Annotated in this window: 11 protein-coding genes and 2 pseudogenes; 3 read left to right on the top strand and 10 right to left on the bottom strand. The window is 42.8% G+C overall.

Going from position 1 to position 15,548, the window contains the following annotated elements:
• The first annotated feature begins 208 nt into the window (after positions 1–208).
• Positions 209–1,060: a DMT family transporter gene (locus tag L5M10_RS15195; RefSeq protein ID WP_028760669.1), complete on the top strand. Its 852-nt coding sequence runs from the start codon at positions 209–211 to the stop codon at positions 1,058–1,060.
• Positions 1,061–1,122: 62 nt separating this feature from the next.
• Here L5M10_RS15195 and L5M10_RS15190 read toward each other — a convergent pair whose 3' ends face one another.
• From L5M10_RS15190 to L5M10_RS15180, 3 genes are all read right to left on the bottom strand, one after another.
• Entirely contained in the window at positions 1,123–1,662 is a 540-nt protein-coding gene (locus L5M10_RS15190) for a YfaZ family protein (protein WP_263160726.1), read from the bottom strand.
• A 166-nt stretch (positions 1,663–1,828) separates the two neighbouring features.
• Positions 1,829–2,332: a GNAT family N-acetyltransferase gene (locus tag L5M10_RS15185; RefSeq protein WP_263160728.1), complete on the bottom strand. Its 504-nt coding sequence runs from the start codon at positions 2,330–2,332 to the stop codon at positions 1,829–1,831.
• Between the two features lie 91 nt (positions 2,333–2,423).
• Positions 2,424–3,794: a magnesium transporter gene (locus L5M10_RS15180; protein WP_263160729.1), complete on the bottom strand. Its 1,371-nt coding sequence runs from the start codon at positions 3,792–3,794 to the stop codon at positions 2,424–2,426.
• A 151-nt stretch (positions 3,795–3,945) separates the two neighbouring features.
• Between L5M10_RS15180 and L5M10_RS15175 the strand changes: the two genes are divergently transcribed.
• Positions 3,946–4,431 (top strand): glutathione peroxidase, encoded by a 486-nt coding sequence (locus L5M10_RS15175; RefSeq protein WP_028760673.1) that lies wholly within the window; start codon positions 3,946–3,948, stop codon positions 4,429–4,431.
• 1,013 nt (positions 4,432–5,444) lie between these two features.
• Here L5M10_RS15175 and L5M10_RS15170 read toward each other — a convergent pair.
• From L5M10_RS15170 to L5M10_RS15150, 5 genes are all read right to left on the bottom strand, one after another.
• Positions 5,445–7,298: a M1 family metallopeptidase gene (locus L5M10_RS15170; RefSeq protein WP_263160731.1), complete on the bottom strand. Its 1,854-nt coding sequence runs from the start codon at positions 7,296–7,298 to the stop codon at positions 5,445–5,447.
• Positions 7,299–7,911: 613 nt separating this feature from the next.
• A complete protein-coding gene (locus tag L5M10_RS15165; protein WP_263255504.1) occupies positions 7,912–8,883 on the bottom strand; it encodes a PstS family phosphate ABC transporter substrate-binding protein in 972 nt (323 codons plus the stop codon).
• A gap of 228 nt (positions 8,884–9,111) precedes the next feature.
• A complete protein-coding gene (phoR, locus tag L5M10_RS15160) occupies positions 9,112–10,410 on the bottom strand; it encodes a phosphate regulon sensor histidine kinase PhoR (RefSeq protein ID WP_263255502.1) in 1,299 nt (432 codons plus the stop codon).
• Between the two features lie 80 nt (positions 10,411–10,490).
• A complete protein-coding gene (gene phoB / locus L5M10_RS15155) occupies positions 10,491–11,180 on the bottom strand; it encodes a phosphate regulon transcriptional regulator PhoB (protein ID WP_006085167.1) in 690 nt (229 codons plus the stop codon).
• A gap of 186 nt (positions 11,181–11,366) precedes the next feature.
• A complete protein-coding gene (locus L5M10_RS15150; protein ID WP_263255501.1) occupies positions 11,367–12,335 on the bottom strand; it encodes a porin in 969 nt (322 codons plus the stop codon).
• 291 nt (positions 12,336–12,626) lie between these two features.
• Between L5M10_RS15150 and rdgC the strand changes: the two genes are divergently transcribed.
• Complete coding sequence (rdgC, locus tag L5M10_RS15145; protein ID WP_113941038.1) at positions 12,627–13,541, top strand: recombination-associated protein RdgC; 915 nt, start codon at positions 12,627–12,629, stop codon at positions 13,539–13,541.
• Positions 13,542–13,712: 171 nt separating this feature from the next.
• On the opposite strand, the pseudogene L5M10_RS15140 reads toward rdgC, so the two are convergent.
• Both L5M10_RS15140 and L5M10_RS15135 read right to left on the bottom strand, forming a co-directional pair.
• Positions 13,713–15,302 (bottom strand): annotated as a pseudogene (locus tag L5M10_RS15140) (M61 family metallopeptidase); the annotation flags it as partial.
• Between the two features lie 34 nt (positions 15,303–15,336).
• A pseudogene (locus L5M10_RS15135) lies at positions 15,337–15,548 on the bottom strand (IS30 family transposase); the annotation flags it as partial.

Below are 15,548 nucleotides of genomic sequence, written 5' to 3'. Positions count from 1 at the left end.
AGCTATGAAGAAAATGCTAATGCTGTCAATCTTAGTCGATAGTTGGATTTGTAGGTTAACTTTATGGCTACATTTAGTTTTTTACAATCAGTTAAGCTAAATTAGTCGGATATACCATGCCTTATGATGCTATTTTAGTCTCAAAGTCCAAACTGCGGCATGAAATTCAAGATACACCTTAATACTGACTTATTTTTGCTGGGATCCTATGCAGCCTCTATTGATGATTTTAGCCGCACAACTACTGATTGCCAGCGGTAACCTATTGGTTAAGTTGCTTGAAACCAATGTGCCTGTTTTTCAACTGGTGCTCTACAGGCAATTATTTGCCACTCTGCTTGTACTGCCTTTTGTGTGGCACTTACAGGGTAATCTTAAACTCAGTCCTTTTTACAAAGTGCATATCGCCCGCGCGCTATTGATTGGACTGGGCAACGCCATTTTTATGCTTGCTATTCTGCATCTTCCGCTCGCAACAGTAACAGCAGTGATTTATACCTCACCCTTGTTACTGCTAGTACTATCGGCCATTTTTTTAAATGAACGTATTGGTTATCGACGCACGGTCGCTGGTCTTATCGGCTTTAGCGGCATTTTGCTTATCAGCCAACCAACAGAATTTAACCTGTATATAGGTTTAGCCTTTTTCGGTGCCATGACATCAGCATTGAATAGTTTGATTTTAAAGGCCTATTCGACCCATGAACATCCTTTTTCCATGCTCTTTTGGTCTAATGCCTTTGCGATGATATTTCTGATACCTGCGACCTTATACGAAGGCGCCGAATTTAGTTTACCAGTGGCGCAAGTGGGACTGACTTTGGGACTATTTTACATTGCCATGACCTATCTCATCATCCATGCCTATCGACGTGCCGATGCGAGCCAAATGGCACCAGTAGAATATACAGGATTGATTTTTGCAGCCTTGTTAGGCTGGTGGATACTCGATGAAGAACTCAGCCTAGTGATTTTAATCGGGATTGGATTGGTCATTTTCTCATCCATATTACCAAGCTACAGTGAGCTAAAGGCGAAATGGAAAAGCCGGCGAAGTTAACCTCGCCGGCTCTTTAATTCGACATCTCGATCGCAATACAGCTAAATCAATATGCCTTGTGCTTAGAAACGGAATTTACCGCCAATATACACACCATCTTCGAAAGTAAAATTGCGGGCATCATCGTATTCGAAGGCAATCTTGCGGTAACCAACATAAAGTGCCATGTTTGGCGTTATACGGTATTGCACTTTTGAGTCTAATTCATAATGACCATCAACATTGCCAAATGACAATACAGACGGTGCATAGTAAGCCGCAGCGTGCAGTGAAATATTGGGTCCCATTGATAGTGCATAACGACCACCAACAGAAACAGCACTGCCATTGGGTGAATAGTCAGACCAAAGCTGGCTTAACTGAGCACCGACCTCAAAGTGATGCACACCCGCATCATGGGTCATATGCATTGCACCTTGAGCGATATGGCCGCCTTCATCCGCATAGATATAACCCAAAACCGCGTTAGTATCTTTGTTCAATTGCAGTTCTAACTCAGTTGAAACCACATCGTTGTTCAACCCAAGATTAATTTCTGACGCATTCACTTGCAGCGCTGCTGCACTCAATAATAAGACACTTGCTACTCTGAACTTAGCCATAAAAAAACACCTCAATAATGACTGTGGGTAATAGCCGCGGATCATACCGAATAAATAAAGAAAATCAGCCTATTTGCGTATAAAGAGGGATTATTTGCGAGGAATATACAAATGTAAAACAAGATAAAAACACATTAAGATCTAAGTCTTTTCACTTACAACACAATTAGAACGCTGGAGTACGATCGCCAACTAAAGACTGCATTATCGCTTCAGCATCAACATTAACGCTTAAAGCTAAGTAATACCAACCCACAGTATTTCCCGTGCCACGGATACTCAAATAATTACGCCAAAACTGAAAACCTGCCTTCAATAAATTAGCTTGACTCGACGTGTTCTCGGCGCGAATAGTCGCATACAAAATCGACATTCCTAGGGCCTTTGCCACCTCAATCCGTTTATGAGTTAACCCTTGTGCTATGCCTTGACGTCGATAATGGGGCGACACCACCAGATAACCCAGTTCACCGACAGTGCCTTTACCAGCTTTTATCGCGGCGCAACCGACAATCTCACCCTCGATAGTTTTCGCTAAGATCACCGCACGGGAATGGAAAAAGACCTGATGATCCAACGGATGAGCATTATCATCACGCCCATCAATTAATTGTGCCGCCAGCGCTAATTCTTCCGGCTTTTTACCTATAACAAACTGAATGTTATTCATATCCAGATTAAACCGTTAATGTTCCCAACATACGGTGAATGCACACCAAATTGCCGTGCATTCATCTTCCAAACTCACCCAAGAACCCACGCTACAGATATAACAACGTCGCCATACCTAAGAAAGTAAAGAAACCCACCACATCGGTCACAGTCGTTAAGATCACTGAACCCGATAACGCCGCATCTTGATTAAACTTCTGCAACACCATAGGCACTATCACCCCAGCTATGGCGGCAACGGCCATATTAATCAATATCGCACAGCCAATCACTATACCTATCGTCGCTTCACCGAACCACCAGCCAGAAACTAAACCTATCACTATCGCCCACAAAAATCCGTTAACTATGCCAATGCCGAGTTCGTTTTTCATTAGCGAAAACAAGTTACCCGCCGAAATCTGTCCCATGGCCATGCCGCGGATCATTAGCGTTAGAGATTGGCTCCCCGCGATGCCGCCCATAGAAGCAACAATCGGCATCAACACAGCTAATGCAACCACTTGCGATAGGACATTTTCAAATAAACCAATGGTCGCTGAGGCAAGGAAAGCCGTCAGTAAATTGATCCCAAGCCATACAGCACGGCGCTGAGCACCTTTCATAATCGGGGCGAACAAGTCGTCGGATTCATCCATACCCGCTGTTGCCATCAACTGCGCCTCATAATGCTCACGCACTAATGCCGTTGCGGTTCTTAGCGTCACACGACCGATTAACTCTCCGGACTCATCAATCACAGGCAATTCAATTTCGCGGCTGTGCTCTATCGCTTCGGCCGCTTCCAAAAGACTCGTATCGGCGGATAACGCACGGCAGTCCTCAGACAAAAGTGAAATCAATAACTCATCGGGATTATGTTTAAAAATATCATAACGACGAACAGTACCTTGATACTTATCCAGATCATCAACGATAAACAAATTGTCGTTACAATCGAGCTCTATACGGCGAAAGAAGCGCTGCGCTTGAGCAACTGTCGCCTTATCACTGAGCACCAACATTTGATGATCGGTATAACGACCGATTTCATTCTCAGAATATTGATCATAAAGTTCGAATCGTTGTCGCTGACGCTCCCCCATCTGATCCAAGGCACGATCGGTAAAACTTTCAGGAAGATAATCACTCCACTCAATTAAATCTTCAGGACTTAATTGCGCAAATAACAGATCCACTTCATTGTCAGGCATCCGCTTCAGGATCCCCATACGTGGATCGGCACGCATTAGGCTCAACACAGTCACTCTGTCAGCAAATTCAACTTGCTGCCAACGCTCATAACGCTCATCCAAGGGCAAGGACTCAAGCGCTAAGGCTATAGTTCCAGGTTCTGAGTCATTCAGAATTTCACTAAACACTTCAGCCTGTTCTTCGCCTTCAACTTCAGTGAGTTGTTGAACTACTTGCCCCACATCAGCTTGCATGTTTGTTTCGTATTCTGCGTCATTTTCTATCACACAGATGCCCTTTTCTTTAGCCACAAAATTGCTGTAACTATATTGATAATTAAGTAAATTAGCAAACCCACAAAATAAATTGCGCGCAATTATATTGCTGAAAATTATTTTAAGGTTTATGCTGTTTGGCTAAGATCCTACGGAGGTGAACATGACTACGAATATATACAGCCAATCAGCAACAGACATTCAAGGCAACGCGGTAAGTTTAGAGCAATATCGAGGCAAAGTACTCTTAATCGTCAACACCGCCAGTGAATGTGGATTTACACCGCAATACAAAGGATTAGAAACGCTATATCAAGAATACAAAGATAAAGGATTAGTGATTTTGGGCTTTCCTTGCAATCAATTTGGCGCCCAAGAAAAAGCCGATGAACAAGGCATTCAAGCCTTTTGTGAATTGAATTTTGGCGTGACGTTTCCGCTATTTTCTAAAATAGAAGTGAATGGCGAACATACCCATCCACTTTATCAATACCTTAAGAAAGCCGCTCCCGGCGTATTAGGCACTCAAGGTATTAAATGGAATTTCACTAAATTTTTAGTTAATCGCCAAGGCGAAGCAATCGAAAGATTTGCATCAACGACAAAACCCGAAGCATTAGAAAGTAAAATTGCTGCTTTGCTAAAATAATTTAATCACTATCTATTTGAAATCTTGCAGTTTATAAAAATTTAGATTTATTTTAATTTTTTTATGGAACTTTAACCGTACAAGACCCCTCAAATGTATTGAACAGTGAATGTCTTTTTCATGTTCATCATCTCCCTGGGGCTTCTAGCGCAGTCCCCTTGACCTAGGAATAGGTCATTAGGCAACCATTAGGTTGCCTTTTTTTATCCCGTCATTTTAGATGTAAAATAAATGTAACAACTAAGTATGGGCACGCAATATCTCTCAAAAACTTTTTTGTCTTTTTTCTGATATCGGTGAACTTAATTAAAAATGGCGACTCTGAGTATGGGTAAGGATTAACGGATAAGATTAAATGCACCTTGAGAATGAAATATGTGAAGTCGCAGTTTCATGCACTCAAATGACACAGTTTCTGTTTTATCGCATTGAGTCGAATTGGTTGGTCGTTCATCATCTCCCTTTTGGGGCACAATAGAAAACACGCTAGCGCACTGAATTCTATTTGTATCCCGCACTGATTTCCTTGTGGCAACCTTAGGTTGCCATTTTTTTTACTCAAATTTCAACAAGCGCTAACGCTAGCTTATAGATTAATAAATCTGGCACGCGTTTAATTTTTTATCCCCATGATTTTAATGTAAAACAAATGTAACAATTAAGTGTGAGTACTCAGTATTCCCCAGAAAAATGTCCCAGAAAATCTTTTTTAAACTTTTTGGGATTTTTTTCTGATATCAGTGAACTTAATTAAAAATGGCGACTCTGAGTATAGGTAAGGATTAACGGATAAGATTAAATGCACCTTGAGAATGAAATATGTGAAGTCGCAGTTTCATGCACTCAAATGACACAGTTTCTGTTTTATCGCATTGAGTCGAATTAGTTGGTCGTTCATCATCATCTCCCTTTTGGGACACAATAGAAAACACGCTAGCGCATTGAATTCTATTTGTATCCCACACTGATTTCTTTGTGGCAACCCATAGGTTGCCATTTTTTTACCTAAATTTCTATAAGCTGAGTGATTTGTCCAATTGAACTTGAATCGAAGGATGATAGCCTGCACGAGCCTTTGTATAGATGTCTTTTAATTCAGAGTGATATCCCGCAATTTGTAACTCAGCATAGAGTGGCCGCACAAATTTACCGCGTCCAATACGCACTAAATAGGCACTTAATGCCGGCAACACAGGATCATAATGATTACGAATAGCGACTCGAAACCAATCACAGGCAATTTCTGCATTAGTCGATTGGGTTAATTGGAAGGTTTCATCCAGATCCATCAATTGAACTTGACTAACGACTTCAGGTAATTGGGTCAGAAAATATTGCCAATGGTGCACTCGCCAATCTTTAACGCTTAATCGGCCCGCTGCTGTTCCCTGTAAAAAACACGCCAGCGCATCATCAACTTTATCTAAACTCATGGAGGTTGGTCCGCAATAGCCCTCAGGTAAGCCTTCACCATAAATCCACGTTAATAGTTCAGCTTCAGTGATTTTATCTGCGTGTAATTGCAGTAAAGTTTGTTTTACGTACTCGACAAACACTTCGGTGGTAATGGCTTTAAACGCAAAATGATTCACATAAGTGAGTAAAAATTTATCAAATTCTACTCGCCCTAGCCTGCGCTCTAAATCATGGACAAACATCGAAGCCTTATCATAAGTAAAACGATTAAAAGCAAGATTAGGATCGTCATGCTGCACATTAGCGGGTAAAGTTTGCTTATCCTTAGGCAAAGACGCTATTTCTTCTTTTAAGCGACCAAACTCTATTACCCATTCTAATTCTGCCTGTTCTTTGCCGTAGACAGCCTCGACAATACGGTTAGTAAAATAAGTCGTGAAACCTTCGTTTAACCAGAGATCACGCCAAGTCGCATTACTGACCAAATTGCCCGTCCAAGAATGCGCTAACTCATGGGCAACGGTTGACACTAAGCTTTTATCACCAGCAATGAGTGTGGGCGTTAAAAAGGCTAAACGCGGATTTTCCATTCCACCGAATGGGAAACTCGGCGGCAAGATAATCATGTCATAGCGGCCCCATACGTAAGGACCTAACAATGACTCGGCAACGTCGAGCATGTGTTCAGTATCTTCAAACTCTTTTGCGGCGGCCACTAACGTGCTCGGCTCGGTATACACGCCGCATCTTGGACCTATAGCTTGAAAGGCAATATCACCCACAGCCAAGGCCATTAAATGGGTCGGAATAGGCTGTTCCATCTCAAAGTGAAACACACCATTAAGTGGCGTATCGGGATGATTCATCGCGCTCATAACGGCGCGCATGCCTTTGGGCACTTGCACCTTAGCATCAAAAGTTATCCGCGCCTTAGGCGTATCTTGTAATGGGATCCAACTACGGGCATTGATCGGTTGCGATTGACTAAAGAGGTAAGGTAACTGTTTACCCGCGGTTTGCTCAGGCGCTAGCCACTGTAATCCTTGGGCGGACGGAGAGGTTTGATAGTGAATACAAACCTGCTTGCAAAGAAATGCAGGTAAAGTGATACACAATTTTTGCCCGAGTATGGGGTCAGCTTCATTAAGCACAAAGTCGAGCGGTTCTTCATCCATTTCTGTTAATGCACTCACCCCCTCTGTAGCATTAAAACAAGTCACAGCGAGTATGGTTAGATCTCGACTATCAAGCCAAAGCTCTGTTACATCACACTCAAGAAAATCCAAGGACAGCGTCGCTTTAGCGAAAAGACGCTGCGCGTCAAAATCCACCATGACATCCAAAGAGACATGGGTCACTTGCACTTGTTCGGTATTCGCAAAAGAATGGTAATCTCGGGTTAAATCCCAAGGGGCTACATCAGCTAACATACTCTTAGTTGGTTGCAACACTGTCGCCTCGATATTCAAGTTTTGAGCGGTATGTTCTAAATAGTGAGTTATGAGTTACCTTGCTGTGATAACGGGCTTGATAACTTATCACTAATCATTGGGAGGTATTATCGACTGCAAATTTACTCAGAGGCAAATCGTAACTGAGCTCTAGAGCTCCTTAGGAACAAGTTTTTTGTAACAGTTCATCTTTGGGTGTAGGTACCGAGTTTGCAATAAGCTATCTCTAGCTTGCTGGATTTATCGGTAGTCACAGTAGAAGCAGCTAAAATTGAGACGTGCAAACTTGGCAAAAATCGAGTCAGCCTCTTTTTATAAAAACAAAATACAAAATTATTTAAAATATTTCGCACTTTCCCTGAACTAATTTGATGATGCTGAGTCAGATATTATGAACCGAATCTTTGTAATGAGTTTCTTCGTTCATCATCATTCTCCTTTAGATGGTTTCTAGCGCGACCGTCCCAAGATTCCGAATTGGAATTTACAGCAACCTACTTAGGTTGCTTTTTTTATGTCTTTAATTTGTTCTAAATTCGACATCATCACACATTTAAAACCACAAAAACAAAAAGGACCTCCTGAGAGGTCCTTGATTAACAAGCCGTTTGGCTTACAAGCTAATACCTACTTGCTCTAAATCTTTAGCAACTACGCTATTAGGCACAGGTACATAACCGTCTTTTTCTACCACTTGCTGACCTTGCTTAGACAACACATAACGCAGGAATTCTTTTTCCATTGGTGCTAAGTCTTTGTTTGGTTGCTTGTTCACGTAAACGTATAAGTAACGTGATAGTGGGTAAGTACCATTAGCAGCGTTTTCAGCTGTAGCTTCGATAAACTCATTACCTTTCTTAGCGATGGCAACAGCTTTAACACCTGCAGTTTTGTAACCGATACCTGAGTAGCCAATCGCATTCAGAGATTGAGAAACAGATTGCACAACAGAAGCTGAACCAGGTTGCTCGTTTACGTTAGCTTTAAAGTCACCTTTACAAAGCGCGTGCTCTTTAAAGTAACCGTAAGTGCCCGATACTGAGTTACGACCGTAAAGTTGAACGTCTTTGGCAGACCAGTTACCGTCTAAGCCTAAATCGCCCCAACGTTGGATGTCACTGCTACCGCATTTGTGAGTAGAAGAAAAAATACCATCAACTTGCTCAACGTTTAAGCCTTTGATTGGGTTATCTTTGTGTACGAATACGGCTAAAGCATCGATAGCTACACGAATCGCAGTTGGCTTATAACCAAAATGCTTTTCGAACGCTTCAACTTCATTAGGCTTCATCTTACGGCTCATAGGACCGAACTGTGAAGTGCCTTCAGTCAACGCTGGTGGCGCAGTAGAAGAACCCGCCGCTTGGATCTGAATGTTGACGTTAGGGTACATTTGTTTAAATTCTTCTGCCCAAAGTGTCATCATGTTGGCTAAGGTATCTGACCCTACAGATGATAAGTTGCCAGATACACCGCTCGCTTTTTCATAAGTAGGCAGAGATGGATCAATCGATGCCATCGCAGTGGCAGAGAATACACCAGCGGCTGTTAGAGTAATCGCGCCGACAAGCTTTTTCAGTTTCATTATGTGCTCCAGTAGTAAGCTAACTAATTTGTAACTTAAGTTTCTTCAGACGCAGCCAGTATCAATCGCTACAATGACAATTCTATGTCCGTGATATGACACTTAAATGACAATGCACTATTTATCGCTTTTTTCTGTCATTTATTAAAGACTCAATAAATCTAGAAATAAAAACAGGCCCTAATGGCCTGTTTTTATTATTTATTGTAAATATTTCACTCACACATACTATTTCTTACGTTCGATAAGATGCAAAGGGATAATAAAGCTAAAAGTACTGCCTTTACCGACTTCACTGCTGATTTTAAGCTTACTGTGATGGTGGTTAAGCGCATGTTTTACTATCGCTAAACCTAAACCACTACCACCGGTTTGCCTTGAGCGCGCACTGTCTACCCGATAAAAGCGTTCCGTTAATCGACCAATATGCTGAGCCGCAATACCTTCACCCGTATCCGTTACGCTAAAGATGGCACCCGTAGCCACACTGCACCACTGCACTGTAATTTTCCCGCCAGGTTCTGTGTAACGAATCGCATTAGAAATCAAGTTAGAACAGGCACTTCTCAGCTGCAATTCATTGCCGTGAGAATCAAGTCCAGGCTCACAATAGAAACTCAATTCATACTTATCTTGTGCCAGCGCCTTAGCTTCCTCCTTGAGCACCTCCATCAACTGCGTCATATTCACAGTGTTTTCGAGGTTAATATCCGCCGCATCTTCAATTCGCGATAACATCAATAGCTGTTCGACCATAGATTGCATTCGTCGTGTCTGCTGCTGCATCAATGCTAACGGCTTGACGTTCATCGAATCAGGCTCAGCCATGCTTTGCATCATTTCGAGGTAACCCTGTAGCACAGTGAGCGGCGTTTTTAATTCATGCGACACATTGGCGACAAACTCTTTTCGCATTCCCTCAAGCTGACGTATACGAGTGATATCCCGCGCAATTAACAGTAACTGCCTGTCACCGTAAGCCATGATACGGATTTCAAGCAAACGCCTATCCGATACCGGCGAAGGTAACTCCAGCGGCTCTTTGTATTGTGCGGATTTAATGTAAGCAGAAAAATCAGGATGACGGATTAAATTATCGATTCGTTGACCATTATCCTGTGGCCACACAAAACCGAGAATGAGTTGCGCTAACTTGTTGCACCATAAAATATTATGCTCTGAATCAAGCACGACAGCGGCATCGGGTAACGCCTCAGCACCTTGACGAAATCGTGCCAGCAGTGTGGCCAGTTGACCGACACGTCGACGATTCTTCCCTTGAAGGCGATAAATACCGTTAAATACACCTTCCCAGCTCCCACTGCCCTGCGGCGGCGTGAGTTTCCTATCCCGCCATAACCAAAAGTTAAGCCGTGATAATTGTCGGTAATGCCAGCAAACTAATCCTAGCGTGCCGATAAAGAGTATCCAGAGAAGTTTCCCAACCAATAAACCTATTAGCGCGCAAAACAGTAGATATAAGGCTAAGCGCGTAAACAACCGATACCCTGAATAAGAGTCAGACATAAATAAACCCAAACATCAGGCTAAATAAGAGGAGCACAAGATAGCGTAAAAGCTAACTTGTGCCTAACAGTTATTCAGCACTAAATGCGTGTAGAGAAACGATAACCAGCGCCACGAACCGTTTGGATCAAGCGGTCATGACCAGACTCTTCAACGGCTTTACGAAGGCGTCTGATATGCACGTCAACGGTTCTGTCTTCAACATACACATTGGTGCCCCACACATTATCGAGCAGCTGTTCACGGCTGTAAACACGCTCAGGATGGGTCATGAAAAAGTGTAATAAACGAAATTCGGTTGGGCCCATATCTAATACAGTTTCACCCACACTCACCCTGTGACTCACAGGATCGAGCATTAAGCCCTGTACATCAATGGTTTCTTCTAAACGAGTCGGTGCACTGCGACGCAATACGGCTTTAATACGTGCGACCAGCTCTTTAGGGGAAAAAGGTTTAGTGATGTAATCATCGGCGCCAACTTCGAGGCCTTTGACTTTATCTTCCTCTTCACCGCGGGCGGTTAACATAATGATCGGAATTTGGCGCGTAAACTCATCTTGCTTTAAGCGTTTCGCCAATTGAATACCACTTCCGCCAGGAAACATCCAATCCAATAAAATCAGATCGGGGTAAGGCTCCTTTAGCAGCGCAATGGCCGAATCAAAATCTTCCGCCGCAGAGGTGGTAAACCCATGCTGTTCCATTACAAAAGTCAGCATCTCGCGGATGGCCAACTCGTCTTCTACTATCAATATCCTTGCAGTCATAAGTGATTTTCTGTCAGTGAATGTCAACACGGCTATTATTAGTCATTTTTATTACAGATTTATGAATAAGCACGCCGCTTGAGCCATATAGTAGTAATATTTGTCATAATAAGTTTATATAACTGTTTGTTTATAGCAATAAAAAAGGAGGCTATATGCCTCCTTAATTGAGTTTTAATGCTAGATTTAGAATTTGTGTTCTAAGCCAACACCAATGTATTTGTCATCATCTGTAGACGCTTCTAACGAACGGTTCGTGTAGAAAGCGAATAGTTTAGTTGGCTTACCTAAGCTGTAGTCTGCACCTACCGACCATGAATCACCAAGTTCTTCCATATCTTGGAACTGAGCTTTTAAAGTAACAGCATCTATATCATAGGCAGCGCTTAATAGATAGCCGTTAGCACTTTCTGCAGTGACTTCAACTGGCATCGACGTTGCAGAATCAAATTTATAAGTTTGCTCTTGTTGCTGGTACATACCACCCAGTTTAATACCGGCAAACTTAGCTTGTAAGCTGGCACGAACAATCTCATATCCAGACACATCTGAGTCATAAGCAAGAGATGCATAAACGGGTGTTTTCTTCAGTTTCGCATCACCATACATGGCCGCTAAGCTAAAGCCATCTTGAGCAAATTGACCTTTTACATCATTTCCTTCGGCAACATAGGTAACACCAAATACAAAATCACCAAAGGAAGGCGTAAGGTAAGTCGCCGTTTGAGCAGCGCGAACTTCACCCTTGAACAGCTTACCTAAGTCACCTGAAAGGTCGTTAAACTGATCAACATCACCTTGAGAAATTTTCAACAAGGTATCATTACGACCCACAGAGAACGAACCAAATGCGCCTTTCAAACCAACAAATTGGTTACGTGCAGTAAAGTTATCGCTTGATGCTGCACCTGTATCAACTTGATATTCCACTGTGTAGAAAGCTTCCAGCGAGCTAGACAGCGCAAAATCACCCTTCACACCAAAACGAGAAGCATTACTTTGAATAGTTGTTGTAGCATCACCTTTCTCATCATTTGATTGAGCAGTGACATTCAACTTACCATAAACAGTCAGTGGCTCAGCGGCATTAGCTGAAGCCAGAGTTGCAGAAGCTAGCGCAGAAGCAAGTAGAGTTTTACAAAAAACGTTCATCATTTAATCCTTTCGACGTTATGTTCGTCTTGGTTATTGGTTTGGAACGACCGAAAGTTTGCAATGAATGTGTTTCAATTTTATTTCAATTGTGACCATTAACGTTGGCGTGCAAAAAAGCTGACGCGAAGCCAGGCATAAAACCCAGTAAAAATGCGGGCTGCAGCTAAGCTAATTATTATGTTACAGTTTAATGAATTCTGATCCTCAGTTAAAAATCAGCTATTGAACACAGGTTTACCCCGCCCAAACTATGCCGTAAACTGCCACTTTAATTTTCAATGGGCGCCTCTTATGTGGTTTAAAAATCTTACTCTTTATCGTTTCAATAAACCTTTTGCCGTCGAAACCGAAGCGCTAGAAACTGCGTTGGCCGATTTCACTTTTTCCCCCTGCTCAAGCCAAGATGTCAGTAAATTTGGTTTCTCAAATGCGTTAGGCAAAAAAGGCAGTTCTTTGGTCCATAGCGCTGACAATCGCCATCTGATCTGCGTGACTAAAGAAGAGAAAATTCTGCCAGGCCAAGTCATCAAAGAAGCCTTAGAAGAAAAAGTGGCTCTCATTGAAGATGAAGAAAATCGTAAACTGGCGAAAAAAGAAAAAGATGCGCTAAAAGATGAAATCATCACTAGCCTGCTGCCACGCGCTTTCTCGCGCCGAAGCCAAACCCACGCCTTGATTTTGCCTGAGCTAGAAATGATCCTCGTTGATAGTTCAAGTGCCACTAAGGCCGAAGAATTATTAGCGTTATTACGTAAAGCTCTCGGCAGTTTACCTGTGATCCCACTGAGCTTTAAAGCGCCAGTCGAATCCAATTTAACTGAATGGTTAAAACTTGGCAGCGCGCCATTACCCTTTGAAATGCAAGACGAAGCCGAGCTAAAATCTGAAGCTGATGAAGGCGGAATTGTGCGCTTTAAGCAGCAGGATTTGAAAGAAGACGAAGTGTTAGCTCACTTAGCAACAGGTAAGCAAGTACACAAGTTAGCGCTGCATTTCGGCCAATCGATTGCACTATTATTGCAATCAGATGCCAGCGTGAAGCGCCTTAAATTCTCTGAAGAGTTTAGAGCAGGGAACGATGAAGTCGGCACTGACGATCCTATGGCCCGTTTAGATGCAGACTTTGCCCTAATGGGCAGCGAGTTAGTCGCCTTGATGCATGCACTCGTGGCCGCCCTTGGTGGACTCGAAGACGCACAAGTTTAAGCAAAACTCGTTAAGCAGACGAGAGCTACGACTCGCTTGTTAGACTGAGCCGTACAAGATAAGAAAAGGCGCCCCCATCAAAATAATGGTTGCGCCTTTTTTATGACGATTTCACTTTAGGTGGCTTTAAGACAAAGGCATTTAAATGCTAAAGATGAAGCCCTAACCACATTAAGCTTTAATCGCTAACTCGCCTTTATTGTCAAACGGCCAATCAATGCCTAACCAAGTCTTGAAGAAAGCTTTTTGCTGTTTAGTCGCTTTTGCATCCCCCTTGAGCACTAGCTTACCGCTTTGCTGCTCGCCAAGGATGAGCTGTACGTGCTTGATTTTATCGTTGCTAAATAATACCACCTCTACACTATCGCCAACCTTAAAGTCTTTGATGCGCTTATAGAAACCCGCAGCAGTCACCTTGAGACCATTAATCGCTAATACTTCATCCCCCGCAACTATGCCCGCTTGCCAAGCAGGACCATTACGCAACACTTGGTCTAACACTAAAGAGCCATGGGTACTCCTCAAGGTCATTCCCGCAAATGCCTCAGCTTTTGAATCTTTACCATAGGACAGATTTAACCCTGCCTGTGATAATAACTCTGGGAAATCTAAACTCATGGGACGATTCACATTGGCTTGCCACCAAGGTGCATAATCTTTGCCGGATAAGTCTTTAAGAATATACTGAACATCACTAACACCATAGCCTTTTGGTACGCGATGTTCTTGATATAAACGACGGTGCACATCGCGATATGAATACTTAAGTTCGGAGTCTTGCAATAATGAAAAATCTAAGGCTAAAGAGGTTAAGTAACCCTCTGAGTAAATATTTACACTGTGGTTAATAGCATAATCGCCACCGATGCTGCTCCACTCCCCTGCACTCGCCTCTGCCACAGATTGAGTTTCACGACCTGGATTGAGTTGGTTTTTCTCGACGCGCTTGGCTAAATCTTCGAGGAACTCTTTAACTGTTATGACTCCAGCCCGCAACAGCAACTGATCTTGAAAATAACTGGTAGAACCTTCAGCCATCCACAGTAATTCCGTCATGTTTTCATGTTGATAATCGTAGGGAACTAATCCCTCGGGACGATAAGCCTTCACGTTCCAGGTATGGATAAACTCATGGGATGCCGTGCTAATAAAGCGCAGGTAGTCCTTGCGTTCACGGAAACTAAAGCGCGGCAGCTGAATGACAGTAGAGTTTAAATGTTCAGTCGCACCACTGGCACCACTCGTTGCATGTACCATATAAACATAACGATCAAAAGGATAATCATCCCAAATCACCTTGGCTTGACCGCTTAAGGCTTTAAGATCTTTTACTATTTTATCCGTGTCATAGTTACCTTCCCCCCAAAACACCAATTCATAGTTTTTACCATTAGCACTAAATTGTTTATGGGTACTCACACCAGTTTCAATCGGGGAGTCGATCAACACATCATAATTAGGGGCAATAAAGGAATGAGCGGCTTTACCCGATGACATCCCAGAGTAACTTTGCCAATTTTTAGGTACTTTTAATTCTACGGATATTGGTTCAGAGCGAAATTGCGGACTGTACATGAACACACCGCTAGCATCTAAATAGGCATGGCTCGCGTCAATATGGCGCACCCTTTGGCCTAATTCATTAGCATACAATTGATAACTGACGGTAACACGGGTTGGCTGCGTGAGCGCCACTTGCCATTCACCGCTCGCGGTGCGCTTCCATTGCAGTTCATGACCTTGACTATCTTTAGCACTAAACCCGAATTCAACCCCGAAGTGCGACACTCGACAATTAAGCAGCTAACTGGTGAAACACCACGGCAGGCTGCTTAAACTTCAAACACTTTTTGGGTCGATAGTTAATTCTATTCTGAGCAAATTCGATTAATTCATCACTCACTAGCCTCAAATCAACCCCTTTTTTGACGTACTGCCGCAGTAATCCATTGGCGTTTTCATTCGCTCCTCGTTCACAAGAACGATAAGGGTGCGCAAAATATACCT

Origin of the sequence: Shewanella sp. SM32 (assembly GCF_025654235.1) — a bacterium.
Classification (GTDB): Bacteria; Pseudomonadota; Gammaproteobacteria; order Enterobacterales; family Shewanellaceae; genus Shewanella; species Shewanella oncorhynchi.
The sequence above is the reverse complement of the archived record's forward strand: the minus strand, read 5'-3'. Positions and strand labels throughout refer to the sequence as shown.

Coding starts and splice junctions, on each gene's coding strand:
- L5M10_RS15195 (WP_028760669.1), top strand. CDS start 209: ATGCAGCCTCTATTGATGATTTTAGCCGCACAACTACTGATTGCCAGC.
- L5M10_RS15190 (WP_263160726.1), bottom strand. CDS start 1,662: ATGGCTAAGTTCAGAGTAGCAAGTGTCTTATTATTGAGTGCAGCAGCG.
- L5M10_RS15185 (WP_263160728.1), bottom strand. CDS start 2,332: ATGAATAACATTCAGTTTGTTATAGGTAAAAAGCCGGAAGAATTAGCG.
- L5M10_RS15175 (WP_028760673.1), top strand. CDS start 3,946: ATGACTACGAATATATACAGCCAATCAGCAACAGACATTCAAGGCAAC.
- L5M10_RS15165 (WP_263255504.1), bottom strand. CDS start 8,883: ATGAAACTGAAAAAGCTTGTCGGCGCGATTACTCTAACAGCCGCTGGT.
- phoR (WP_263255502.1), bottom strand. CDS start 10,410: ATGTCTGACTCTTATTCAGGGTATCGGTTGTTTACGCGCTTAGCCTTA.
- phoB (WP_006085167.1), bottom strand. CDS start 11,180: ATGACTGCAAGGATATTGATAGTAGAAGACGAGTTGGCCATCCGCGAG.
- L5M10_RS15150 (WP_263255501.1), bottom strand. CDS start 12,335: ATGATGAACGTTTTTTGTAAAACTCTACTTGCTTCTGCGCTAGCTTCT.
- rdgC (WP_113941038.1), top strand. CDS start 12,627: ATGTGGTTTAAAAATCTTACTCTTTATCGTTTCAATAAACCTTTTGCC.